Genomic DNA, 25,035 nt, shown 5'->3' with positions numbered 1-25,035 from the left:
CGCCTAATAAATTAGGCGTTTTTATTTATGCTTTATGCTTCATTAAGCGTTCTTTTTCACGCGACCAGTCTTTATCTTTACCGTCTTCGCGTTTGTCGTGTAATTTTTTACCTTTTGCTAAATGAAACTCAAGTTTCACCCAGCAATTCTTCCAATACATAGCAGTAGCAATTAATGAATAGCCATCGCGTTCAGTCGCGCCTACTAAGCGATCTAGCTCGCGTCTGCTTAATAGTAACTTACGATAACGTAAAGGATCACAAATTACATGGGTAGATGCACTGTTAAGAGGCTGAATTTGGGCGCCTAATAAAAATGCTTCACCGTTTTTAAGATGGATATAAGTTTCAGTGATGTTAACTTTGCCAGCTCGGATGCTTTTTACTTCCCAGCCTTGGAGCTCTACACCCGCTTCAAACTTATCGTGTAAAAAATACTCATGTCGCGCTTTTTTGTTAAGCGCGATGGTATTGCTTGTCGATTTTGATGATTTATTCTTAGCCATAGTGCCCTATATTATACGTAATACGAGATGTTTTACATCGATTTTTTAATAATGCATTTAAAAGCTTAGTAATTAATTTAAGCAGCGTGAAAGTTTGGGGAAACGCGTAAAGCTTGCTAAAATTCCACCACACAGTTGGGAGTGAGTATGCCACAAATAAAAAAAAGTGCGCTGGTTATGTACAGCACTAAAGAGATGTTTGACCTTATTAATGATGTAGAAGCCTATCCTCAGTTTTTACCTAATTGCTCAGACTCAAAAATTATTAAGCAACACAATAATAGCATGACCGCGAGTTTAGAAATATCAAAAGCAGGTATAAAAAAGTGGTTTACCACAGAAAATACCTTTGTTGATGAGCAAACCGTGGTATTAAATCTTGTAGATGGTCCGTTTAAAATGTTGCAGGGGCGTTGGCACTTTCAACAACTTGACGCAAATGCTTGCAAAGTAGAGTTACAATTAGACTTTGAGTTTTCGAGTAAGTTGATTGAGTTAGCGTTTGGTAAAATATTTAATGATGTTGCAAAAAATATGGTGAGTGCGTTTACTCAGCGCGCGAAACAGGTTTATGGAGCGAGAGTATGATTGATGTTGAAGTTGTATTTGCACTACCCGAAACAGCAACAAGCTTAACAATAGAAGTTGTTAAGGGAACAACGGTAGAACAAGCTGTTATTCAATCAGGAATTATCGAAAAACACCCAGAAATAGATGCTACAGCACTAACACTCGGTGTTTGGAATAGAACTGTAAAGCCTAATCAAGAGCTAAAAGAGGGGGATAGAATTGAAATTTATCGTCCTTTAATTGCCGATCCTAAAGATGCGCGTAGAAAACGAGCTGAAAAAGCGAAAGAAGAAGGGCGAGCAAATAAAGTAACCGGTGGCCGTCCTATAGAGCGATAGCATAAGGTTTTAGCTATTATAAAGGTGAGCTTAACTCACCTTTATAATTTTATAAGCGAGGGTGCTTATTGTTCGAGTGGAGTAGTAAAGTTTTCTGGCTGTTCGTAATCACCTGAAATAGAAGCAAGCTTTTCATTTTCAAAGTTAATAACCAGTGATTTGTACTGCTCGTTACTACGGCCTTTATTAAAGCTATATACATAACGCCAAGTGTTATTATCAAATGCATTTTCGGCGATAGGCTTGCCTAATACATAAACAACTTGCTCACGAGTCATGTTTACACGCAGTTTATCAACATCAGATTGTTCTAAAAAGTTACCTTGAGGGATGTTGATTCTGTATACCCAGCTAGAACACCCAGCTGCTGAACTAAGCGTTAAAGCAACGATAAGCCAAAGAGAAAAAGTTTTTAACGACTGCATTGTTAGTTGTGATCCTTATTTTTTATAATCTGCATGATACCGATTAGTCACTGAAGGTAAAACCCTTTTAAGCAATTGTTTTTTGTTAAGGGCATTAAGTTAAGGTAGCGATTTGACCACTGATAATCAAAAAAGTTTAAAATGCAGTGATCAGAGCTGCTTAAAAAAGCCATCTATCTGGTATTTGTATATAGTACAAACCCGCTACGGCCATTGGTATACGGGTATAACGACCAATGTTGAGCAACGTCTTGCTACGCACCAAGCGGGTAATGGTGCAAAAAACCTTAAAGGTAAAGGCCCACTTTTACTTATTCATCAGCACAGTGTTGGCAATAAAAGTGCAGCAAGTAAATTAGAATACCAAGTGAAAAAATTATCTAGGGCTAAAAAAGAAGCCTATGTAGCATCATTTAAGACGGGCTAAGTGGGAGTGGTGTTTTAGCAAGCTGGTTAATAAAGGCTTCTATTAATAGCACTGCATCAGTAAAAAGTTTGCTGTTAATATTCTCAGCGGTGTCATTACTTGTATGATGGGCACTGTCGTAGCCCATGCCAAAGTAAACATAAGGGATTTTTTGTCTTGCAAACGAATAGTGATCGCTCGCTTTATGCCAGTTTATATTTTTAGATTTTATATATCTGCTCATTTGCGCTGCGGAGTAAACCGGTTTTAAATTTACATTATTATTTTCAACGGCTAAAAACACACTATTTAAGGTATTTTTTAACGATCTAGAGGTTAATACATATAAGTTGCTACGACGTTTTTTAACCCCTAGCATGTCTAAATTTATGTTCATAATAACGCTATTTGGTAGCAGTGTTTTGGCAAAATATTTACTGCCATGTAAGCCGTTTTCCTCTGCATCTGTGGCTACAAAGGTAAGAGAAAAAGGCAGTGGCTTATCATTAAATACGCTTGCTAAATAAATTAAAGCAGCAACACCGGTGGCATTATCATTTGCTCCAGGATGCAGTTTTCCGCCACGTTTACCTAAATGGTCATAGTGTGCGGTAATAATAATACGAGTGGCTTTTTGTAATGGGTCGCTTGCCTGTGTTACTGCCTCTAGAGCACCTATGTTGGAACTAATAATATTAATACCACACGCTTGGCTAAATAGGCCCGATTTATAGCAAAATGGCTGCTCGACCACGTTATTATTAACTTGGCTTAATCTGTGTTTTATATAGCTTCTTGTAAGCTCTGCGCTTTGAGAACCTGTTTTTCTACCTGCAAGTTGCTGGTCTGCTAAGTAATATAAATCATCAATAAGTAGCTGCTGCGCCGTTTTACTATTAACAAAAGGGCTTAAAAGCAGAAAAATAATAACGACAGTTAATTGTTTAATGGGCACCTACCTTTGCGGTTAATGATTGCAGCGCTTTTAACTTTGCGTCATAACGTTTTTTGTCATGTAAAAAATCAGCATTTTTTCCGGCTTTACGCAAATGGTACTTTGCTTGCTTTGTATCGCCCCACTGAAAGTAAACTCGCGCCAAGCCAAAATGACTTTCGTGAAGTGTGGGGGATAATGTATAGGCCTTTTTAAAGTGTTTGAGTGCTTTAGCGTAATATTTATGTACGTACTCGGTATTACCAAGTGATATATGGTAATAAGGATTACTTTGGCGCTGTTTATCAAGCTGATTAAGTATTTGAGTTCCTTGCATCTCTCGCTCTGTAAGTAAGTACAACATAGCAAGATTACCTTGTGCTGTGTTGTTGTTTTTATCAAGATGAAGGGCGTAATTATAAGCTTGCTCGGCTTCATTTAAATAGTTAAATTGCTTAAATAAAACACCTAAGTTCCCCCATGCAACGCTAAAATTAGGTGCTACCTTGGTTGCTGCATTAAAGTAGCTATAGGCTAATTCATATTGTTTATTTATTAGCGCAGTAGCACCTTTATTATTATAAAACATAGCGGTAACAGTATTTTTTGATAATCGTGTTGTTTTAAAGCGTGCTTGTCGGCTGTTAGAGTCAAAGTCGATAATTAAGCGCTGATCTCGTTGGTAAAATAAAGTGCCAGCATCTTTTATTAGAGGTTGGCTATTAAGGCTTAAATTTATGTGTCCGGTTAATAAATTAACGCCTTGATCAAGTGCCCAATATTCAGGGATATGTACTTTTTGAAATTGCGCTTTTAAGCCTAAGTGCTCCGCTAAGCTATACGCTAATATAGATAATGACAAACAGTTAGCGTTTAGATTTTGATAGCTTTGTGCAGCGGTTAAAGTGGCAGATGAGCGATAGGCAAGTGAGTCATCACCATTTTTTAATAAAAAGCTAAATATGCCTTGTGCAATATGTTGGGCTGAATTTTGACTGTTTAAATGAGAATCTAATTGCCGCGTTAAGCTGGTATCTAATTTAAATATTTCTGCTGGAGTTTCGATCTGTTGTAGCTTAAAGTTTGCTGGCTCAATGAGTTGCGGCAGCGCTAACTTTGGCGGTGAGCTACACGCACACAAAAAAAGTATAAAGCTAAATGATAAATAATATTTAAGTTGAGTGGCTTTCATATAACACCTCTAAGCAAAACTACTTACCAGTTAAGTGTAGTTGTAATTTTACTCAGAGGTATAATTTAAATGTTACAAAAAATGAGTTAGCGATTTGCCTCAAAAGTGGCAACAAGTGACGCAAGCGTTTGTGCGCTATTTGCTAAATCGCGAATAGCCTGCTCAGTATTTAATTGCTCATTCATCGACTTGTCGCTAATTTCACTAATTTGCTCAATATTACGTCCTACATCGGCTACTACATTACTTTGCTGCTCTGTTGCTGTTGCGATTAAGGTTGCCATATCATTAATTTGATTTGCTGTTTCAGTAATTGTATCAAGCAGCTCAACTGAGTTTTGCATTGCCCCTACACTTTGCTGAGCTTTACTTTTGGACTGACTAATATCGGTAACAACATCATTCGATATTTGGGTTAATTCTTCAATCATCGACTGAATTTCAGTGGTTGATTGTGAGGTACGATTAGCCAGCGCTCGCACTTCATCGGCAACAACAGCAAAACCACGACCGTGCTCGCCCGCACGCGCAGATTCAATAGCAGCATTAAGCGCAAGTAAGTTTGTTTGCTCAGAAATACCTCTAATTGAGTCAACAATACTAGCAATATCAAGCGTTTTTTTAGAAAGTAAGGTTACTTGCTCTGTAATGCCATCTATGTCGCTAGCAAGAGCTGCAATAGTCGTTTGGCTTTGCAGTACCTGTTGATGGCTTTTACTGGTATTTTCACGGCTACTATTGGTTAACTTCGCCGTGTTGGCGGCACTTTGTGCTATTTCTTGTACTGTTGCGCCCATTTCGTTAATGGCGGCAGCAACTGATATTGTTTGCTCTTTTTGCTGATCAATTGCTTGTGAGTTATGTTTTGCTTGCGCAAACACGTGGTCAGAGCTTTGGCGGATCCCATGGCTTTCATGGGCAACTTGTTTAATTGCTGTGTCTATTTTTTCGATGAATTGATTAAAACCATCGGTTAAATAATTTAGCTCAGGTTGCGCAGAGTAAGGAAGTCTATATGCTAAATTAGCATCGCCTGTGCCTAAACGAGAGAATAGCTCGGCTATTTTCGACAGTGGCGACGACAATGAGCGAGCAAGCAAATAACTAATACAGCTCGCTATAAGGGCGATAATTATAGTGAAGGTTAAAATTTGCCATTCTAATTTACTCACACTCGAAAACACTTCGCTTTTAGGTACTTGGGCTACAACAAAAAGGTCAGTATTTTTTATTGGTGTTGCAGCAACCAGGGTGTCTTCACCTGCTAAGTTAATTTCTGCCAATGAAAAGCCATTACTATTTAATAATTTATTATGTATATTTTCGCCGTACAGGGCATCTATATTTACTTTAGCCACTTTATTGGCGTCTTTGTGTAACTGGATCAAGCCATTTTTATTGGCAAGAAAAACAAATCCAGATTGCTCAATCTTAAATTGCTGCAGTAGCTTTTGCATATCGGTAATGCTTTTAGCAAGCCCTGCCAAACCTAAACCATTGGGTTGCTGATGGTTAATAAACATTTTTACATCGTTAGCAGATTCTTGATAAATACTAATGTCATAAGGGCGCTTTGACTGTTTAAATGCGAAAAACCAGCCATCTGCGGCATCGTTTTTTAATACGCGTAAAAAGCCATTTTGGTTCCAGTATTGTGCGGTGTCTCTATTTGCCCATGATGCAGTAGCAAGATCGTACTGCTGTACTAATCTATTTAACTCATTAAGAAGTTGAGAGTCGTCCTCGGTGGCTGAATTTGCCCAATCAATCAGAAATACATTTGAAGAAAGTTGTTCTGCGGCGCCTAAAAGCTCGTTTATTTCGCCACCAATATGGTTACTAATAGTTTGTAACTTGCTTGGAAGTTCAGACTCTATCATGCGCTTTTCGATGATATCCTCTGCGTTATGTAACGATGTTAAGCCTATGAGCGCGGCAACACAGATTGCTATAACACTGCCTAAAGCGGTGATTTTTTGAGTAATAGAAAGGTTTTGTATCATCATAAGGGTAATTTTGTTTACAACTGAACCAAGTAGGTGATTATTTTAACACATTATATATTTTGAGCGAGTGATGAATAGCGCGCCATACAGGTACGAAAAAGCCCACCGCAAAAGCAGGTGGGCTTGGTTTCTAACAAGTGAAACTTAGATTAACTTGGGATTAAACTATTTTTTTCATTGCTGACATGTAACCGCGTAATGTAGCGCCTACTTTTTCAACAGGGTGTTCACGTAATGCTGTATTAATTTGAATTAGCGTTTGGTTGTCTACTTGATTACTATGCTCACCTAAGCCTTTACCAATTACGTCGGTGTCAATTTTTTGCATAAAGTCTTGTAGTAAAGGTAAACATGCGTGGTTATATAAATAACAACCATATTCAGCCGTGTCCGAAATTGTACGGTTCATTTCAAATAACTTTTTACGCGCAATGGTATTAGCAATCAGTGGCGTTTCATGTAATGACTCATAATAAGCCGACTCTGCAATAATGCCTGCGGCAGTCATGGTTTCAAATGCAAGCTCTACGCCTGCTTTAACCATAGCGACCATTAAAATACCGTTATCAAAAAATTCTTGCTCAGCAATTTCAACATTGCCCGCTGGGGTTTTTTCAAAGTGAGTTTCGGCTGTTTCTGCGCGCCATTTAAGTAAGTTTGCATCATCATTATTCCAGTCTTCCATCATGGTACGTGAAAAAGTACCATCGATGATGTCATCTTGATGTTTGTTATATAGTGGGCGCATAATTTGTTTTAGTTCTTCGCTTAATTCAAACGCTTTGACTTTGGCTGGGTTTGAAAGACGGTCAAGCATATTGGTTACGCCACCGTATTTAAGCGCTTCGGTAATTACTTCCCAGCCGTATTGAATTAGTTTTGAGGCGTAACCTGCATCAATGCCTTTTTCAATCATTTTATCAAAACATAAAATAGAACCGGTTTGTAACATGCCACATAAAATGGTTTGCTCGCCCATTAAATCTGATTTTACTTCAGCAATAAATGACGACTTAAGTACGCCGGCTCTGTGGCCGCCAGTACCTGCGGCATAGGCTTTAGCTTGAGCTAAACCATGGCCTTGTGGGTCGTTTTCAGGGTGTACAGCAATTAGAGTTGGTACGCCAAAACCACGCTTGTATTCTTCACGCACTTCAGAGCCTGGGCATTTAGGTGCTACCATAATAACGGTAATGTCGTCGCGTACTTGCATACCTTCTTCAACAATATTAAAGCCATGAGAGTAGGCAAGGGTTGAGCCTTGTTTCATTAGTGGCATAATTGCGTTTACCACTGAAGTATGTTGTTTATCAGGCGTTAAATTTAATACTACGTCGGCAGTTGGAATTAGTTCTTGGTAAGTGCCTACAGTAAAGCCATTTTCAGACGCGTTTAAAAATGATTGACGACGTTCACTAATGGCCGAGTCACGCAGCGTATACGACACATCTAAACCAGAATCACGTAAGTTTAAGCCTTGGTTTAAGCCTTGTGCGCCACAGCCTACAATAACCAGTTTTTTACCTTTAAGAGCATCAACGCCGTCAGTAAACTCGTCTGCGTTCATAAATTCACATTGGGCTAATTGCGCCAATTGTTCGCGTAAAGGTAAGGTATTAAAATAATTCGCCATGTTAGTGTCCTATTGATTCAGTTTGTTAGATGCATTGCTGTTGCTTTGCTTAACTCAACCATATGAAAAATCTTTTCTTGCGTAAACTGATATATTTGCATTAGAGTGTTTCATAATATGAAACACTGGGTTGATTATGGATCACAAGCATTTAAATTACTTTTTAGCGTTGGCAAAAACATTGCACTTTTCGCGTGCCAGTGAACTTTGTCATATAAGTGCGCCGACATTGAGCCGTAATATTAAGCAGCTTGAAAGCGAAGTGGGGGTAATGCTATTTTTACGTGATAACCGCAGTGTAAAATTAACCCGCGAAGGGCTGGCATTTATTGACTACGCCACATCCACATTGGCTAATTGGCAGCGCTTTAAAGCGAACCTAAAAGAGCCACAACAGTATATTTATGGCAACGTGAGTATTTATTGTTCAGTAACCGCGTCGTACAGTTTTTTACATCATATTTTAGAGCAGTTACGCGCTCAACATCAGCATATAGAAATCACCCTAAATACCGGCGATCCTGCGCTGGCAATAAACCGTGTTTTAGATGGCCACGAATCTATGGCTATTGCTGCTAAGCCAAATAAGTTACCTGCACAAATTGCCTTTGTTGATATTGGTTATTCGCCGCTGGTATTTATTGCGCCTAAAATTGCGTGCTCAATTACGCTAAAGCTTGCTAGTAATACAAGTAGTATTGATTGGTCAGAACTTGAATTTATTGTGCCAGAGCAAGGGTTTGCTAGGCAGCGCTTGGAGCAATGGTGGCGAAAAAATAATATTCAGGGAAAAATTTATGCACAAGTAGCGGGGCACGAAGCGATGGTATCTATGGTGAGCCTTGGCTTTGGTATAGCAATGATCCCTAAAATAGTTTTAGATAACAGTCCACTACAAGACAAAGTACACGTTTTACAAACAAATACACATGCACCTAAAGGTATTGATATTGGCTTGGCAGTATTACATAAGGAATTAAACGACCCGGCTATAAGTGCCTTGTGGAATATAGCGCAAAATATGGGTGAAAAAATAATTTAATGCAATACACTTACTAAGGTTGCTCTTAGTATAAAAGCCCAGATAGCGTAAGCCTTTAATCTACCGCTCCTCTATTGCCTATCAATAGAGCTGTTAGGCTAAGTATATAAGCCGCAAAGTAATCATAATTGTATAAAAGTTGTTAATGATTGTAACTGCCTAGAGCTTGTTCTCAATGACCTTGCTACTATGGATAAATGGCCTTTTTATATATGTACGATGAACACAATGCGGTTTTATTTTATAATAATATTATTAATCTCTCTTTCGTTTAATGCTCAGGTATTAGCGCAAAGTGACGAGCCTGTAGATGCACATATATCTACAGAGCAACTGCATTTAAGTATGAGTATAGGGGCGGGAGTAATAACTAATCCATTATATGGTGCAGATAATATTCCGTTGGTGATCATTCCTCAAATAGCCTTTTATGGCCAACAGTGGTTTTTTGATAATGGCCGAGTTGGCTACTCGTTTAAACAAACGCAACAGCATAACTTAAGCCTAGTAACAGAATTAAACCCTGAGTCGCGTTTTTTTATTGATTGGCACCCGCAAAATATATTTGCGCTAAAAAGTGCTAGTTCAAATAATCAATTTACCCAGTTAGAAACAGATACCTCGCCTCAACAAATAAATATTAATAATATTAGTAAGCGCAAGCTCGTTTTAGATGCAGGTATTAGTTACTCCTTTGTAGCTGAGCAGCAGATGTTATCCGTGCAAGCATTGCACGATGTAAACTCAGCTTATAATGGTTGGCGAGCTGCAATACAATGGCAGTATCATGGGCAAGTAGGTAATTTGCAATTAAAGCCCACTGTGGGAGTTAATTATAAGTCTGCGCAATTAAACGACTATTATTACGGTTTAAACAGTGATGAAACACTGTTAGGTAAAATAGTAGTTGGTAGTAGTTGGCAACCTTATGCTAAAATCGATGCCCGCTGGCCCCTTAGCAAGGCCAACGCTCTTCGTTTTCATTTAGCATATTATGACTATTCGGCTATGGATAGTAGCCCGCTGTTTGAACGTCATTATTCAACGACTGCCTTTATAGGATTTGAACATACTTTTTAATATGAAGTATTTAATCTTTTTTGTGTTTATTTCTTCACTACTTAGTGGCGTTAGCGTGGCGCAAACAATTCTTGATGTATCTCCCAAAGTTTGTGTTGTCTCTGAACAGCATGATTTTTGCGATCTCAATTTGCAGTTTAAATGGCAGCAGTTAGCGGTTAAAGATGTGTGTTTGTATCAACAAAATACGCAAATACGATGCTGGCAACAGCAAGGTTCTGGTCAGTTTAGCTATAAAGCGCGTGTTCAGGTGGAGACCATATACTCCCTGATCAATCCTCACACCGGTGACTCACTTGCGAGCGTACTCGTTGAAGTACAAAGTGCCCATACTAAAAAACAGTATCGGCTGCGTTCACCGTGGAGCTTTTTTTAATTTAGGAGTAGTAAATGCCAAAAATATTACTTGTTGAAGATGATCTTGGTTTACAGCAATTAACCAAAGATTACCTCGAACATAATGGCTTAGAAGTCGACGTACTAGATCGTGGTGATGAAGTGTTTACTTACCTTGAAAGTAATCCCGTCGACCTGATTATTTTAGATGTAATGCTGCCAGGTAAAGATGGCTTTAGTGTTTGCAGACAAGTACGTGATAAATACACCACTCCTATTTTAATGTTAACGGCCAAAGGTGAAGACTTTGATCAGGTAATAGGGCTAGAGCTTGGCGCTGATGACTATGTTATTAAACCGGCTGAGCCACGTGTATTATTAGCAAGAATTAGCGCATTATTACGCCGTGGGCAACCTAACTTAAAAGCCACCGAAGAGCTGCAGTTTGGCGACTTATTTATTGATAAAACCAGCCGTATTGTTAAGTTATCGGGCGCAGAAATAGTCCTAACCTCACATGAATTTGAATTACTTTGGCTACTAGCATCAAATGCCGGAGAAGTATTGAGCCGCGAACATGTGCACCAACATATGATAGGGCGACAATACGATGGCCTAGATCGCACCGTAGATGTACGCGTTTCAAGAATTCGCAAAAAACTGGGCGATAACAGCGACAAACCTTATCGGATTAAAACTGTTTGGGGACAAGGCTATTTATTTGTTTCTGACGCGTGGGATATGTAATTAATGCTTAGTGTTAAGCTGCGTTAATGGGCAAGCTGTTTATAAGCCTGTATGTGTATATTATTGTCTCGTTATTTATTGTCAGCGGGGTAATTGAACAGCTTTGGCCATATGAAGAATCGCAGCAGCAGGTGCTACTCGACGATGAGTTTGGCCAGTCTTTGTGGCTATTATCACAAACCCCTAATGGGCTTACAAAGCTAAAAAACCATTTTTCTAGTCAAGTGATTGCTCAGCGCGATTTAATATTACCCGCCGAGCAACAAGCTCAGCTATTAAAAAATCACTACCTTTATTTATATGATAAACAACAGCGCATAGTTTGGTATGTTCAACTTAACGCCACACAACTATTACAGGTTGGCCCTATAGGGGGGGCAGCCAAGCCCGTTGCCTCTGTTTTACCCTACATATTGCTGTTATTAATTGTAGGCATTCCTGTTGGTTTGTGGAGTTTTTTACTGTGGCGAGACTTTGCTAAGCTGCGTAATGCATGCGAGGCCGTAGGTGGCTCACAGGACTTTCAATTAACAGATAGCTCTAAATCATTTTTTTTACCTATAACGGGCACCTTGCAAGTGATGCAGCAGCGAATTGAGTTTTTATTAACCGCGCAGCAAGAGCTTACCTCATCGGTATCGCATGAATTTAGAACGCCACTGGCGCGGTTAAAATTTGCCATTGCAATGCTTCAAGACCGAATGCTCGATGATAAAGCCGAAAAATACTTAGCTAATATGCAAGTCGATATAAATGAACTTGAGGCACTGGTTTCTGAAATGCTTGAGTATGCACGTTTAGATTCACAGCAACCGAGTTTACAGCTGATCAATTGTAATTTAGTGGCAGTGGTTAAAACGGTGGTTGAAAAACTCAGTTTTGATACGCGAATAAAGTTAAGCACGACATTACCCAATGAACTGATTTACCGCTGCGACAGTCACTTTATGGCGAGAATAATGCAAAACTTGGTAGGTAATGCTTTAAAGCATGCCAATAATAGTGTGCAAATAACCTTATTAGCGCAAGCTAATAATATAGTTTTTATTGTTGAAGATGATGGCAGTGGTATTGCTGAAGTTGAGCGTGAAAACGTATTTAAGCCATTTACTCGATTGGATAAAAGTAGAGATAAAAAAACCGGTGGGTTTGGCTTAGGATTGGCTATTGTCAGTAAAATTATTTCTTGGCATCAAGGTCAGTGTACAATTGAAGATTCAAGCTTAGGCGGAGCTAAATTTATTGTCAGCTTACCGATTAATAAATAGCAGCTTTTAATACATAAATAAAAAGTACGCAGATAAAAAACACTCAATAAAAAAGCGCCCTTGTTAACAAGGGCGCTTTTTTGGGTTTTAATCAAAATCAACAAGTAGCAAAGTAATAGACAGTACCTTTATAAAAAAGTTCTTAATTTAATTATTTTTCTTTTCTAGTAATGGCATTAACATTTGCTCTAGCCCATTGAGCTTTACCTCATACATCATGGCTAGTTGGCTGCCTAGCTTTGAGTCGGGAAACCCTTGTTGTTTAAACCATACTAAATAGGGCTCGGGTAAAAGCAGTAAAGGGCGGCCTGCGTACTTTCCAAAGGGCATAATAGTATTAACGGCAATTTTTAGCTGTGTAGGATCCATTGGCTTTAAAGGTTTTATAAAACATAGCTAAGTGTAAGGTATATTAAAGAGATAAAATAGGCTGTGACGGGCAAGTAACAGCCTATTTAACGAGGGAGCAGGCCCTCTGGATTAATATATTTTATTAGTAAGCCCTTCGTTAGCTGGAGTCTAATTAGGGGCAGGTGCTTGCGCTAATATTTACCAATAGTCTTTAGTTTACCTGCTTTTTTCTATGTTAGAGAATTAGCTTGTAAAAGAATGTAAATTCAAACTAGTGCTGCTTTACGAAAATAATTTTTGTTTAACGTGCTCAGCAAAACCACTACCAGCTTCTAAGTAAAAGTTATAGGTAGAATTTACACCCATTTCTTCTAACTCTTTTTGCTGATCAGGGTAGTTAGCAATAGCGGTAACTTGCCCTTTATAACCCGATGCTTTTAATTGCTCTAACGCAAAAATATTTTGCATATGCTGTGGCATTGTTAGCATGACCATTTCAACACGAGAGTGATTTACGCGCTGCCAAAAGTCAGGGTCGGTTGCATCTGCTATTAATACATTTCTTCCGCGTTTTATGTGCTTATCAACTACTTCAGGCTTTATGTCTATACCTGCAACTAGCTGTGGGTGCGTAGCATTTATTGTTTCATAAGCACCTGTGCCAATTCTGCCCATGCCAAATATAACAATTTTAGTGTCGTTAAGGTTAACAGGCAGTTCTTCGGATAAACGAGTTTTACTTTCAAACTTTAGTAGCCAAGGCTCTATTTTTGCGTAAATTTCGTTAGAGCGCTTATTTAAAGGGGATGCAATAATAAAAGTAATTGATACGGCAATTGCAATAACGGCTAACCACTCAGAGGTGATCATGCCTGTAGAGGCGGCTACAGCGCAAACAATTAAACCAAACTCGCTATAATTAGCTAAACTAAAAGTGGTTAGCAATGAGGTGCGAGCACGTAAGTTAAACATGTTTGTTAGCACATAATATAAAAACGTTTTGATTGGTAATACTAACACCAATAATAATGCGGCCAGTAATGAGCTGGTGGTAAGCTCTGCGTTTAAACCTATTGTTAAGAAAAAGCCAACCAATAAAATATCTTTTAAATTAAGTAATGACTTAGAAAGTTCACTGGCCTTTTTATGAGGCGCAATCATCATACCTATTATTAGTGCCCCTAAATCACCTTTTAAACCAACTAGCTCAAATGCATGATAACCAGCCACAAGTGCAAAGAAAAACCCAAATAATGGCAGGAGTTCGCCGTGTTTAGAGCGGTTTAGTATCCACCCCATAACTGGGCGTACTAGCGGCAGTGAAATAATAAGTACCAAAGCCCAAATATTAGGGATTTTACCTGTGCTAATAGCTAAAAATACCACGGCAAAAATATCTTGCATAACTAAAATACCAATGGCTACTTTTCCGTGTAAGCTGCCCATTTCACCGCGTTCTTCTAACACTTTAACAGCAAAAACGGTACTAGAAAAACTCAATGCAAAGCCAACTAATAAAGCGCTTTGCCAGCTCAAATCAACAAATAATGGCAGTGCAAATAGGCTAAGTAATAGCATAAAGCCACTAAATAACGCACTACTCAAAATAATATGTAAAGTAGCAGAAGCCCACACTTGTGGTTTCATTAAACTATTTACTTTTAGCTTTAAACCAATACTAAATAATAAAAGCGTAACGCCTAAGGTAGCAATGGTGTTGAGTAATTCGGTGCTTTTATAGCCCGCTAAATTAAGCGCGAATCCCGCAAGTAAAAAACCGATAAGAGGAGGGAGCTTTAGCTGATAAACAGCAAAGCCAAACACAAACGCGGCGGCAAAGTAAATTAGTTCCATAATTATAAATATCACTTCATTGGGAGGTTTAGTGTAACGAAAAATCAATACCATTGAAAATAAATATACAAATACTCACCATTTTATTCATACAATAAGTCCTTCATAAAAGATTAGGCTTAAGCGCCGTTTAATCAAATACTTGCTCTGTTGCGTATGAAAAATGGACATTTAACACATATTTAATCGTAAACAGCATGTAAATAGTAGTTTTTCACTGACAAGAGCATTTAAATGTGGTTAAGATGCGCTAACGACGAAGTTTAAGTTAGAGCACATTATAGAGCCGCTCAGCTTAAGGAGAAAAATATGTTTAAAAAGATTTTAGCATCGGTTGGTATTGGTGCCGCCAAAGTAGACACTATTTTAGAAACAGAGCACCTTCAGCCTGGGCAATTATTTAATGCGCAAATCGTTATTACAGCTGGTGATGTAAGCCAAGAAATTGCAGGGTTAGATTTACTATTAATGACGCGAGTTAAAGCATCAAATGAAGATGGTGACTATTTTACCAACCACGTTATAGAGCAGTGGCGCATTACAGATATAGGCACGGTAGAGCCAGGGGAAGTTAAAACGATTCCTTTTCAAGCACGGTTGCATTCAGAAACACCTATTACTGAAATTAATGCAGGGTATAACCAATCTTATGTTTGGCTTGAAACTGGGCTGGACATTGATTTAGCGCTTGATCCAAGTGATAAAGACCATTTACATGTGTACCCCAATGAAGCTGTTAAAACGTGTATGCAGGCCATGGAAAAGCTAGGCTTTAGCCTAACTAAAGCTGATGTTGAAAAAGGCCATTTGCGCGCATCAACGTTTCAATCAGTGTCTGGTTGTTATCAAGAGCTAGAATACAAGCCTAATAGCCGCAGTTTATTTGGAGTGAAAGAAATTGAATTATCATTCATTCCAGAAGCACATAAAACCCATGTGTTAATTGAGTTAGATAGAGCATTTAAAGGCGATGGTTATGTAGATTTAACCATAGAGCACGACCATGTAAATCTCTCGCAATTATGCGATCAGTTAGAGCGATTATTTACCTAAGGTAGATAATTACTTAAAACAAACCCAGCTTATGCTGGGTTTTTGTTTTAAGCCATTTTATTATATAGCATAGCGGTTAATTAAGCCCCTAGCTGCATTACTGCTATTATGCCTAGCCCTAATAACGTATAGGCTTTTATGTCTATTAGAGCCAACGACAGGAGTTACAATGGCGTTTAAATGTGAAACTTTTACTGCGCTCAATACGCAAACCTTATTCTCCATAATGCGTGGGCGCGTAGAGGTATTTGTAGTTGAGCAAATGTGCCCTTATCCAGAGCTTGACGATAATGATGTAGCACCAAGTACCTTGCATATTTACACTGTGAAAAATAATACGCTACAAGCTTATGCTCGATGCTACGAAAAAAACGCAAAATACAGTGCGATCGGTCGCGTGTTAGTCACTAAAGAGGAACGAGGCAGAGGATTGGCTCAGCAATTGGTTACAGAGGCCATTAATTGCTGTAAAAGCCAATGGCCAGAACGTGATATTTATATTGGTGCGCAAACGTACTTACTGGAGTTTTATCGTTCATTCGGATTTGAAAGTATTAATGCTGAATATTTAGAAGATGGCATTGCTCATCAAGATATGGTTTTACAACTAGTACCTTGATTACAAAAGCCCACAATGTGGGCTTTTTTGTTGTTAAGAGCAGAAACTAACTTTAGCTTAATAATGAATGTAAAAATACCAGGCCTATCGCCAGTGGGCATACAAACTTAGTGTACCAAGGCCATACTTTCCAAAATAAGGTATTGTGTACTTCAGGGTTACCTTCTTGAATGGCCTTTAGTAATGAGCCTCTTGACCAAATCCAGCCTACGTATATACAACACATAAGACCTAATAATGGCTGTGCCACTTTAGTGGTTAAGGTGATCACTAAGCCAAACAGTAACTCTAAGTTACACACTATCGTGATGCTCACTAGAGTGATTAATGCACCAATTACCCAAGTGGCCTGTAAGCGAGACATTGCAAAGCGTTCTACCGTATAAGATACCGGCGCTTCGAGCATTGAAATAGAGGAGGTGAGTGCTGCAATGCTCATTAGCGCAAAAAACGCAAAGCCAACAAATAACCCCATACCACCCATACCATCAAAAAGTGCAGGTAATACTTGAAATACTAATGTGTCTTCAGAGAGGAGCTTTCCGGTAGTCGGTGAGAAAATCTCAATCCCTTGTGCTTGTGCTACATACATAGCAGGAATGATTAATAACCCTGCGACAAAAGCAATAAATACATCAATAAGCGTGACATAAGCACCTAACGAAACTAAGTTCTCTTTTTTACTAATATACGAGCCATAAATAATCATCACACTGGTACCTAGTGATAATGAAAAGAATGCTTGCCCTAGTGCACTAACTAACAAGTTAGCATCAAAAATAGATGAGAAATCAGGTACTAAATACGCCTTTAAGCCTTCAATAGCGCCATCTTGGGTCATTACATAAATAATTAACGCAAATAAAATGCTGAGCAAAGCAGGCATTAAACGTTTTGACCATTTTTCGATTCCGTTTTCAACGCCACGACTAATAATAGCAACGGTTAGTACAATAAAGATCATAGTGAAAATGATGTTTCTGCTAAGTGACTGTTCACCTAGCCAAGCAGATGCAGAGTTTGCGCCCACTAACGTTGTAATAGGTTCTGCTGTTGCACTTAGCATCCAACCAGCAACAATGGCATAAAAGCTTAAAATAAAGCCAGCACATAAAATACCGCCAAAACCAACCGCAAAAGAAAAATGTTTTTGCCAAGGTTTATTAGATATTTTTCTAAGTGAAGAAACCGCATTTGCTTGGCCATGACGACCAATCATTAGCTCCGCCATTAAAGCAGGATAAGCCAAAAAGAATGCCAGTACTAAATACGCAATTAAAAATGCGGCACCACCATTACTTGCGGTTTGTGTAGGGAAACCCCAAATGTTACCTAAACCTACAGCAGATCCTGCGGCGGCCATTATAAAACCAAAGCGAGAGCTAAACTCGCCTCTTACTGCACTCATATTATTGTACTTCTCTATTTTGTGACGGCGCAGACAATCTACTGGAAATGTAAAAAAATAAAAAGTGCTAATTTGCTGATCTAGCACAATTACTTTATTAAACTCTGTGTTATGAACATAGATTTTAATAAAGTAACTTAAAACTAAAAATTAACAGCTTGATATTGTTTAATAATTGTTAATTTACAGTGTGTAGCCTTTACTTTACACTAGGGTGTTGTTGAGCTATTTTCAGGGTAAAACAAGCTCCACCTAACTGCTTACTTTTGCCTGCATAAACACGGCCGTGATGCCAGTCAGCTACTTTTTCAACAATTGCTAATCCGAGGCCATAACTTTTATCAGCTCGATTACGGTGGTTGTTTTCGCGAAAAAAAGGGCTAAATACTTTGCTAAAGTTTTCAGCTGCTATGCCTGGACCATCGTCCTCTACGGTAATAATAATATGTTGCTCATTGACAGTGGCACTTACATAAATATGTTGCAGGGCAAAGTCGCAGGCATTATTAATTAAGTTAGTAACGGCTCTGGCAAGCCAATGTAAGTCGGCATAAATAACATCGTTACTACTATTAAGTTGCACACTGAGTTTGTGGGAGTCTAATTTAGGCGATAGCTGCGCTAAAATATCTTCAAAGTAGCTGCGCATATGGGTTGCAGAGTAGGTTAAGCGGTTGGCATTTTGTTCTAGCGTGGCAAAGGCTAGGTAGCTTTTTAGCATAGACTCCATATGGTCTAAGTCATTTTCCATGCGGGTTAAATATTGCTTCACTTTTGGCATGTCATTGCTATCTATTGCAGCATCTAAACCAAATCGCAGGCAAGCTATGGGGGTGCGAATGTCATGGGATAAACTCGAAGCCATTAGCTTATTTTCAGCAACCAGCTTTTCTATTTGACTCGCCATACGGTTAAAGGTGAGCTCTACATCTTTTATATACGTGAAATGAGAGACTTTGATACGAGTTTTAACATCACCCGATGCAAATTTTTTAGCTGCTTCATTTAACACGCTCAAGCGTTTGGCTAAGGGATAAATAATAAAACCCATAAATACACACAGCCCAGCGTAAAATAATAAGGTTAGAATAATATCGTCGCGTTGCTCTGCTTCAAATGAGTTATCGAGGCGCATAGATAAATGATAAGGGCTTAATGCTTGGTTGCTATAAAGCATATGAAAACCCTGTTCGCCCTCTAAAATTAACCCACCATGGGTTTGCATTTGCATAAGTAAGGCAGGGCTAAGCGCTAAAGTGTCGTTTAGCTTATAGGTAAGCGGCAGGCTAAAGTCGTTGGCTAACTTTGTAACATAATTACTGCGCTGTGCAGGGGGGAGAGTAGCAAGCTGTTTGCTAAACCCTGCAATCATTTTACTTTGCATGCTAAATTCGTCTAAAGGGGCGTGTGTATTTTGACTAAAAGCGTCAATAAGCCAGCCTAAAACAATAATCGAAAGCAGTGCGCTGCTAAGCAGTGCAATATAAAACTTTTTCATTTGTAGCTACCAAGCAGTGGCAACGAGTAAATAACCTCGTCCCCAAATTGTTTTAATTTTTTCAGGGTTTTGCGGATCGTCATTAAACTTTTTACGCAGCGCAGAAATAAGCACATCAACACTTCTATCAAGGCCGTCGTACTCGCGTCCTTTGGTTGCTTTAAACACCGCATCGCGTGATACAACTTGCCCTGCGTTACTGGCTAAGTAATGCAGCAATAAATACTCAGCGCTAGATATATTTATATCGATATCGTTAAGTTTAACGCTTCGCGACTCACTATTAATGCTCAAAGCCCCTACATTAATAATACTATGCTGTTTATGAGGTTGGCTGCTTTGGGTGGTGAGCCTAAGGGCTGACTTTATTCTTGCTAGTAATGCACGAGGGCGTACCGGTTTCATTATGTAGTCACTGGCACCTACCTCTAAGCCAATCACTTCATCCATTTCGTCATCACGAGCTGTTAGCATAATAATAGGAGCTTGATAAAAGCTACGTAGCTCGCGACAAACGCTTATGCCGTCTAACCCAGGAAGCATAATATCAAGTAGTATTAACTGCGGTTTCAAGGTTTTAACTTGGCCAACAACTTCATCACCGCGATGACAAACATGTACACAATAGCCTTGTTCTGTTAAATATTCAGCCACCCATTGTGCCAAAGAAATATCATCTTCAACGAGTAAAATAGTACCGTAATTATCCATAAGACTTCCTTATTAAAACAATCGCCAACGGCGTTTTTTCTGCCTGTTTTGATAAACCCACTGTAACTTTACTTCAGTGGTGGCTATGACTTTTGCAGTATTACTATCAAATAATTCAAATGATAAGCTCTGCTCAGAGTCAAATGCATAATTAAAAACGCCGTGTTGCTGCTTAAGCCAACATTGCATAATATATTTTGAGGTAGCGTCTCGTAAGCAGTAGTTACCTATTGTGGGCTGCTGCCATGATAAAACCACTTCAGTATAACAGTGGCGGCCTTCACGTAGTGCCACGCAGGTATTAGGTATTGCACTAAGTGCGGTTACCTCTTGGGGCACCTCGGCGAGTAAACTGCCAGGGTAAGCTAATAGTAAATAACACCAGCGTCTAAAATACATAACGCACGCCTAGCTTGGCTTTGTGTTGGTACCCTTGAGAAATAATAGGGCTGTCGTCAATTTCTTTAGAAAATAAAGTCGTTAACCAGCCGGCTAAAAACACCCAGTCTTGGTTAAGCGGGTACTCAGCATGAAACTCAAGCATAATGCTGCTGCTGGCATTGGTTTTATAGGCAGGACGCAGCAAGGTAACTTCACTTTGCTCAATACCAAAATAATAGTTAGTAAAGTCAGCAGAGTAGGCACTAAAGCCTATGCCTGAGCGAAACTCCCAGTTACGCCAAGGTTGTATTTTGCTAAAAAAAGAATTAAATACCCAGCCATTGTGGGCGTTTGAAATGTCATGCAAAAATTCAATAGAAACCTGTGAGCCATCAAATCTGTGGGTAAATCTAAGGCCTGTATTAAAGTCATACTTACGCTTTTTAATGCCGCGTAATTCCTCAACCACACCATTGTTATAAAACCCCAAGCCTTTTTGACCAAACCCAGCTTGGGCGTTAGCACCGATTATATCGAGCTCCCAATTATATTTGTTAATTAGACTGTAGCCTATAACAAGGCCGCCGCTGAGTTGGTTATGGTCATAATCGAGATAAAAGTTATCAAAAGAAACCGCAAGGCTGAGATCTAATTCAATACCATCGTCATAAGAGTCCATGCCGATAAGGTAAGAGTCTTCAATATAATAACCAGTACCGGCGCTCCAGTCCCATGCAAAGCCTTGAATAGGCTCCAAGGTATTATCAGCATAATAGCGGTTACTGGCAGTACTATGGGCACTAAATACACAGGCAAATAATAAGCAGGTGTAACATAAAAAATAGCTAAGTATTGAGTGCTTCATCCTTGGAACCTAAATAAGTAATGGTTATAAAGCGTAGTATATTGTTAAACGTTCCTTTAAACCTGTAAAAAAATGTAGTGTTTAACTTACGCTTATATCACTTTAATTTTGTCGATTAATATACTGCTTAAATAAAACTGCATCATTGGTGCTAAAGCACTTATTTCTGTGCGAGTACACGGGCCTTGCACTTTAGTCAGTGTGCTAAGCTTGCTCATTGTATTATATTTAGGAATAGTTACCTTTGTATTTGCCTCGGCGCGTGCTAAACGTGCTTGTTCGGTATTTTGCTGGTGGACAAAGGCGACTACTTCAAGTTCATTAGTGATTTTTTGCTCTTCGGTAAAACTATAAATCAGTGATTCACGATGAAAGCTAGTGCTATCTAAAGATGATTTTGCAAACCAAACAACATCACCAGAGGCTTTATGCGTTAAGCGCATGCTAACTTGCGCTAAAATAGTTGCACACTGCTGGGTTGGAAATTGCTGTGCAACTTTAGAGTATAGAGCATAAGGTTGTTTGGGCTGATTTAACGTGTATTTACTATCATCGGTAAACGACAGATCAACTTGATGAATAGCAAGTGTGTAATCACTATCGTTTTTAGTAGTTACTTTTAGTTGTTTGTCATTGAGCGCTTGGCTTATTTGCGCCAGTAAAGTGTCGGTTACACTTACTCTGTCGGTAACAATTTTAACCGTTTGGTTTTTCATTACTTTATGAGCTGGTAATTGCACTGACTTTACTTTAGGCGAGGTGTGTTGTGCCTCATACTCCAGTTGGTATGTCTGACTTTTTAACATTGGCTTTAAGGGCATTGCCAATGGCTCAGCAGGCTGATTTGTTGTTGTGGTTATAGCGCAACCCGATGAAAATAATATAAAAAGTGGTACAACTAAAAAACGCATAAATACTTCACACTCAGTAAAAGGCCAATAATCAACATATTGTACGTTAGTCTTGACAAAAGTTCATGATATTATATGCATAGAAGCAATTAAAAAAAGAAAAAACAGCCACCGATGAAGTACCTTAATTACTCGATTTATTACCTGCTCGCCTTTTGTATTTTAATAACCCACTCAGAGGTTGCTGCAAATGTAGATCCAGATTGGCCTGCATTTGTAAAAAAATATGGGCGTTACGCAGAAAAAAAGCTTAAACGAAAAGGTATACCTGGCGCGGCTTTATCGATTGTTAATATGCAGTCGAGTGATTATATTCATACCATGGGCTTTACCAAAGTGGGTAGCTCTCAAAGGGTTAATCAACATACACGTTTTAGATTAGCATCAGTATCTAAAACCTTTGCAGGATCGTTAGCTGCTAAGCTTGCAAGTGAAGGGGAAATAGATTTATACCAGCCTATTAGCGACTATATTCCTGAATTTGCTAACACCGACTACAAAGATAATTTAAAGGTTTATCATATTTTAAGTCACTCTAGTGGCCTAGTTCCCAACGCCTACGATAACCTAATTGAATCACGAATGAGTTATCCAGATATTGTTGAAAAGCTACTTACGGTAGCGCCCATATGCGATCCTGGGCAGTGTTATGGCTATCAAAATGTGATGTTTAGTTTAATTGACGATGTAATTTTAAGGAGTACTCATAAAAGTTACTCTCAGTGGCTAAATGACGCTATTTTTACGCCCTTAAAAATGCATGACACTAGTTTAGGCTACGACGCTATGGTGCAAGATAAAAACTACGCATTTCCACATGTAAGAGGGAAAAAACGTTGGTATAGCGCTAAGCTGAAAAAAAATTATTATAAAGTAGCCCCCGCTGCAGGCATAAATGCCAGTGCTGCCGATATGGCAATATGGCTAAAGGCGCAATTAGGTCAGTACCCAAATGTATTATCGCTCGATGCATTAGCGGTACAAACACGTCCCTATACGCATACCAAAAAAGAGCAATACCGACGAGTATGGAAAGGTCATCTTAGTGAGGCTTTTTATGGGCTAGGTTGGCGAGTATATAACTACGATGATGAAACCCTTTATTACCATAGTGGTTGGGTGCAAGGCTATCGCACCGATTTAGTGGTTTTTCCTCATTTAAATGTGGGTTTTAGCTTAATAATAAATGCCGAAACTGGGGTGATAAATGAACTTACAACAGAGTTTATAAATAGAGTGCTTAAATATAAGCGAGGCTAAAAATCATGATTAAAGATAAAAGGCTTTTAATCTTGGCGCTACTGGTTATGGTGTTTAATAGCCAATTTGTATTTGCCGCCCCAGATAAGATTTATTTATTTCGCCACAGTGAAAAACAAGCCGGTAAAAACCCGTCGCTTACAGTGCTTGGCGCACAACGTGCACAGTATTTGGTACAGTTAATAAAACAACATAAAAACGTGCAGCTATTTAGCAGCAATTATAAGCGTACATTACAAACAGCAGCGCCAATGGCTGCTTACTTAAGCACTACAGTAAAAATGTATGATGCAGCTGATTTAACTTCACTTGAAAGTAAACTACTAAAATTACAGGGTGTTGTAATTGTTGTAGGACACAGTAATACCACGCCTGAACTTACGGCACTGCTTTCAAAAGGTACGGTGAGTGCTATGTCTGAAGATGAGTTTTCGCGCTATTACATACTAGATAAAATACGCGATAAAGCCCCAAAAGATGCACCACAATATAGGGTCAGTGAACTCACTATGGATTTTAATCATTAATTTAAAAGTGACAGATAATAAAAAACCAGCGGGTGCTGGTTTTTTTATATTACCGGGTAAATCCTACAAGTAGGTGTTTAGCCACGCGGTAATTTAATTTTTTTCTCTTCACTTTGGCGGTAAAGCACAATAGTGTGACCAATTGATTGTAATTTAGTTGCACCAGTTTCACGCACAATTGCTTCAAAAATGAGCGCTTTAGTTTCGCGATCATCAGTTGGAACCTTCACTTTAATTAATTCGTGAATTTCTAATGCGCTTTGAATTTCTACTACTACGCCTTCGGTTAAACCGTTAGAACCTAGTAAAACTACAGGCTTGAGGCTATGTGCCTGACCTTTTAAAAACTGCTTTTGTTTGTTTGATAATGTCATGTTTATACAAATTTTGCTGAATATGGCTTGAATTAAGGGTATTCTACCGCCATCTAAAGAATATTACTAATTAGTTGCGTGTTAATTTATGACAAATAAAAAACAGTCAGCCAGTTCACAGCGATGGCTGAAAGAACATTTTGATGATAAATATGTTCAAGAGGCGCAAAAAAAAGGTTGGCGTTCTCGAGCTGTTTTTAAATTAGATGAGGTCCAAAGTAGAGACAAGTTACTCCGCCCAGCAATGACTGTTGTTGATTTAGGGGCTGCACCGGGTAGTTGGTCACAATACTTGGCAGAAAAAGTAGGAGATAAAGGACAAGTTATAGCGTGCGATATCCTCCCTATGGATTCATTAGCGGGTGTTGACTTTTTACAAGGCGACTTTCGTGAAGAAGCAGTGTTAAGTGCATTGTTAAAACGTATTGATGGCAAAAATGTTGATGTGGTACTCTCTGACATGGCACCAAATATGAGTGGTAACAATTCAGTTGATCAAGCTGGTAGCATGTATTTGGTCGAGCTTGCACTGGATATGTGTAATCAAGTATTAAAGAAAAATGGTGCATTTATTGTTAAAGTATTCCAAGGTGAAGGCTTTGATCAGTTCTTGCAAGATGTACGTAATAGTTTTAAAACAGTGAAGATACGTAAACCAGATGCCTCGCGCGCCCGTTCACGGGAAGTATATATAGTAGCGACTGGATATAAACTGTAGTACAGTTGTTGGGCGTTTAGTTG

Annotated in this window: 28 protein-coding genes; 13 read left to right on the top strand and 15 right to left on the bottom strand. The window is 38.8% G+C overall.

The annotated features are described in order from the left end of the window. Positions 1 to 25: 25 nt before the first annotated feature. Positions 26 to 505 carry an SsrA-binding protein SmpB gene (gene smpB / locus H5079_RS10030; protein ID WP_011327534.1) on the bottom strand — a complete coding sequence of 160 codons (480 nt, stop codon included), beginning with the start codon at positions 503 to 505 and terminating at the stop codon, positions 26 to 28. A gap of 147 nt (positions 506 to 652) precedes the next feature. Between smpB and H5079_RS10025 the strand changes: the two genes are divergently transcribed. After that, positions 653 to 1,093, top strand: coding sequence for a type II toxin-antitoxin system RatA family toxin (locus H5079_RS10025; protein ID WP_011327535.1), 441 nt, complete (start codon positions 653 to 655; stop codon positions 1,091 to 1,093). Then, positions 1,090 to 1,413, top strand: coding sequence for an RnfH family protein (locus H5079_RS10020; RefSeq protein WP_011327536.1), 324 nt, complete (start codon positions 1,090 to 1,092; stop codon positions 1,411 to 1,413). Before H5079_RS10025 ends, H5079_RS10020 begins: the two co-directional genes overlap by 4 nt. Positions 1,414 to 1,478: 65 nt before the next feature. Here the strand turns inward: H5079_RS10020 and H5079_RS10015 are convergent, their stop codons facing one another. Then, positions 1,479 to 1,838 (bottom strand): outer membrane protein assembly factor BamE, encoded by a 360-nt coding sequence (locus tag H5079_RS10015; RefSeq protein WP_086993523.1) that lies wholly within the window; start codon positions 1,836 to 1,838, stop codon positions 1,479 to 1,481. Positions 1,839 to 1,950: 112 nt separating this feature from the next. Here H5079_RS10015 and H5079_RS10010 point away from each other — a divergent pair, with 112 nt between their 5' ends. After that, on the top strand, positions 1,951 to 2,265 hold the full coding sequence (locus H5079_RS10010; protein ID WP_089367892.1) for a GIY-YIG nuclease family protein: 315 nt from the start codon (positions 1,951 to 1,953) through the stop codon (positions 2,263 to 2,265). Here H5079_RS10010 and H5079_RS10005 read toward each other — a convergent pair. The 4 genes from H5079_RS10005 to ilvC form a co-directional block, all read right to left on the bottom strand. Then, entirely contained in the window at positions 2,252 to 3,199 is a 948-nt protein-coding gene (locus H5079_RS10005) for a M20/M25/M40 family metallo-hydrolase (protein ID WP_179808129.1), read from the bottom strand. The genes H5079_RS10010 and H5079_RS10005 overlap by 14 nt on opposite strands. After that, the gene (locus H5079_RS10000; RefSeq protein ID WP_179808128.1) at positions 3,189 to 4,370 is read right to left on the bottom strand and encodes a tetratricopeptide repeat protein; all 1,182 of its coding nucleotides are present in this window, start codon (positions 4,368 to 4,370) and stop codon (positions 3,189 to 3,191) included. Before H5079_RS10000 ends, H5079_RS10005 begins: the two co-directional genes overlap by 11 nt. 86 nt (positions 4,371 to 4,456) lie before the next feature. Beyond that, positions 4,457 to 6,376 carry a methyl-accepting chemotaxis protein gene (locus H5079_RS09995; RefSeq protein ID WP_182683986.1) on the bottom strand — a complete coding sequence of 640 codons (1,920 nt, stop codon included), beginning with the start codon at positions 6,374 to 6,376 and terminating at the stop codon, positions 4,457 to 4,459. A 160-nt stretch (positions 6,377 to 6,536) separates the two neighbouring features. Further along, positions 6,537 to 8,009 carry a ketol-acid reductoisomerase gene (gene ilvC, locus H5079_RS09990; RefSeq protein WP_011327542.1) on the bottom strand — a complete coding sequence of 491 codons (1,473 nt, stop codon included), beginning with the start codon at positions 8,007 to 8,009 and terminating at the stop codon, positions 6,537 to 6,539. A 136-nt stretch (positions 8,010 to 8,145) separates the two neighbouring features. Between ilvC and ilvY the strand changes: the two genes are divergently transcribed. The 5 genes from ilvY to H5079_RS09965 all read left to right on the top strand — a co-directional run bounded on the left by ilvY (position 8,146) and on the right by H5079_RS09965 (position 12,482). Further along, positions 8,146 to 9,051, top strand: coding sequence for an HTH-type transcriptional activator IlvY (gene ilvY, locus H5079_RS09985; protein WP_182683985.1), 906 nt, complete (start codon positions 8,146 to 8,148; stop codon positions 9,049 to 9,051). A gap of 228 nt (positions 9,052 to 9,279) precedes the next feature. Beyond that, on the top strand, positions 9,280 to 10,131 hold the full coding sequence (locus H5079_RS09980) for a MipA/OmpV family protein (protein ID WP_011327544.1): 852 nt from the start codon (positions 9,280 to 9,282) through the stop codon (positions 10,129 to 10,131). A gap of 1 nt (position 10,132) precedes the next feature. Beyond that, positions 10,133 to 10,507, top strand: coding sequence for a DUF3019 domain-containing protein (locus H5079_RS09975; RefSeq protein ID WP_011327545.1), 375 nt, complete (start codon positions 10,133 to 10,135; stop codon positions 10,505 to 10,507). Between the two features lie 14 nt (positions 10,508 to 10,521). Beyond that, on the top strand, positions 10,522 to 11,214 hold the full coding sequence (locus H5079_RS09970) for a response regulator (protein WP_011327546.1): 693 nt from the start codon (positions 10,522 to 10,524) through the stop codon (positions 11,212 to 11,214). A 26-nt stretch (positions 11,215 to 11,240) separates the two neighbouring features. Beyond that, a complete protein-coding gene (locus H5079_RS09965; protein ID WP_182683984.1) occupies positions 11,241 to 12,482 on the top strand; it encodes an ATP-binding protein in 1,242 nt (413 codons plus the stop codon). Positions 12,483 to 12,629: 147 nt separating this feature from the next. Here the strand turns inward: H5079_RS09965 and H5079_RS09960 are convergent, their stop codons facing one another. Both H5079_RS09960 and H5079_RS09955 read right to left on the bottom strand, forming a co-directional pair. Continuing rightward, a complete protein-coding gene (locus H5079_RS09960; RefSeq protein ID WP_041454363.1) occupies positions 12,630 to 12,851 on the bottom strand; it encodes a DUF3820 family protein in 222 nt (73 codons plus the stop codon). 264 nt (positions 12,852 to 13,115) lie between these two features. Further along, positions 13,116 to 14,687 carry a cation:proton antiporter family protein gene (locus tag H5079_RS09955; RefSeq protein ID WP_041454668.1) on the bottom strand — a complete coding sequence of 524 codons (1,572 nt, stop codon included), beginning with the start codon at positions 14,685 to 14,687 and terminating at the stop codon, positions 13,116 to 13,118. A 309-nt stretch (positions 14,688 to 14,996) separates the two neighbouring features. Between H5079_RS09955 and H5079_RS09950 the strand changes: the two genes are divergently transcribed. Further along, the gene (locus H5079_RS09950; RefSeq protein ID WP_011327550.1) at positions 14,997 to 15,740 is read left to right on the top strand and encodes a sporulation protein; all 744 of its coding nucleotides are present in this window, start codon (positions 14,997 to 14,999) and stop codon (positions 15,738 to 15,740) included. A 169-nt stretch (positions 15,741 to 15,909) separates the two neighbouring features. Beyond that, positions 15,910 to 16,359 carry a GNAT family N-acetyltransferase gene (locus H5079_RS09945; RefSeq protein ID WP_011327551.1) on the top strand — a complete coding sequence of 150 codons (450 nt, stop codon included), beginning with the start codon at positions 15,910 to 15,912 and terminating at the stop codon, positions 16,357 to 16,359. 52 nt (positions 16,360 to 16,411) lie between these two features. Here the strand turns inward: H5079_RS09945 and H5079_RS09940 are convergent, their stop codons facing one another. From H5079_RS09940 to H5079_RS09915, 6 genes are all read right to left on the bottom strand, one after another. Then, complete coding sequence (locus H5079_RS09940) at positions 16,412 to 17,767, bottom strand: sodium-dependent transporter (RefSeq protein ID WP_086993503.1); 1,356 nt, start codon at positions 17,765 to 17,767, stop codon at positions 16,412 to 16,414. Between the two features lie 199 nt (positions 17,768 to 17,966). Further along, positions 17,967 to 19,265, bottom strand: a complete 1,299-nt coding sequence (locus tag H5079_RS09935; RefSeq protein WP_179808223.1) for an ATP-binding protein — start codon at positions 19,263 to 19,265, stop codon at positions 17,967 to 17,969. Between the two features lie 6 nt (positions 19,266 to 19,271). Further along, complete coding sequence (locus H5079_RS09930) at positions 19,272 to 19,976, bottom strand: response regulator transcription factor (protein ID WP_182683983.1); 705 nt, start codon at positions 19,974 to 19,976, stop codon at positions 19,272 to 19,274. 12 nt (positions 19,977 to 19,988) lie between these two features. Continuing rightward, on the bottom strand, positions 19,989 to 20,375 hold the full coding sequence (locus H5079_RS09925) for a DUF3019 domain-containing protein (RefSeq protein WP_041454364.1): 387 nt from the start codon (positions 20,373 to 20,375) through the stop codon (positions 19,989 to 19,991). After that, positions 20,365 to 21,222 (bottom strand): MipA/OmpV family protein, encoded by an 858-nt coding sequence (locus H5079_RS09920; protein WP_086993499.1) that lies wholly within the window; start codon positions 21,220 to 21,222, stop codon positions 20,365 to 20,367. Before H5079_RS09920 ends, H5079_RS09925 begins: the two co-directional genes overlap by 11 nt. Before the next feature lie 92 nt (positions 21,223 to 21,314). Next, the gene (locus H5079_RS09915; protein ID WP_011327557.1) at positions 21,315 to 22,133 is read right to left on the bottom strand and encodes a hypothetical protein; all 819 of its coding nucleotides are present in this window, start codon (positions 22,131 to 22,133) and stop codon (positions 21,315 to 21,317) included. Between the two features lie 114 nt (positions 22,134 to 22,247). On the opposite strand from H5079_RS09915, the gene H5079_RS09910 reads away from it, so the two are divergent. Together H5079_RS09910 and H5079_RS09905 are read left to right on the top strand one after the other, a co-directional pair. Next, complete coding sequence (locus tag H5079_RS09910) at positions 22,248 to 23,393, top strand: serine hydrolase (RefSeq protein WP_011327558.1); 1,146 nt, start codon at positions 22,248 to 22,250, stop codon at positions 23,391 to 23,393. Positions 23,394 to 23,398: 5 nt separating this feature from the next. Next, positions 23,399 to 23,920: a histidine phosphatase family protein gene (locus H5079_RS09905; protein ID WP_182676807.1), complete on the top strand. Its 522-nt coding sequence runs from the start codon at positions 23,399 to 23,401 to the stop codon at positions 23,918 to 23,920. A gap of 77 nt (positions 23,921 to 23,997) precedes the next feature. Here H5079_RS09905 and yhbY read toward each other — a convergent pair whose 3' ends face one another. Beyond that, complete coding sequence (gene yhbY / locus H5079_RS09900) at positions 23,998 to 24,294, bottom strand: ribosome assembly RNA-binding protein YhbY (RefSeq protein WP_011327561.1); 297 nt, start codon at positions 24,292 to 24,294, stop codon at positions 23,998 to 24,000. Positions 24,295 to 24,382: 88 nt separating this feature from the next. Between yhbY and rlmE the strand changes: the two genes are divergently transcribed. After that, complete coding sequence (gene rlmE / locus H5079_RS09895; protein ID WP_011327562.1) at positions 24,383 to 25,012, top strand: 23S rRNA (uridine(2552)-2'-O)-methyltransferase RlmE; 630 nt, start codon at positions 24,383 to 24,385, stop codon at positions 25,010 to 25,012. Positions 25,013 to 25,035: the final 23 nt, after the last annotated feature.

The organism is Pseudoalteromonas sp. SG44-5 (genome assembly GCF_014164175.1).
Lineage (GTDB): Bacteria > Pseudomonadota > Gammaproteobacteria > Enterobacterales > Alteromonadaceae > Pseudoalteromonas > Pseudoalteromonas nigrifaciens.
The sequence above is the reverse complement of the archived record's forward strand: the minus strand, read 5'-3'. Positions and strand labels throughout refer to the sequence as shown.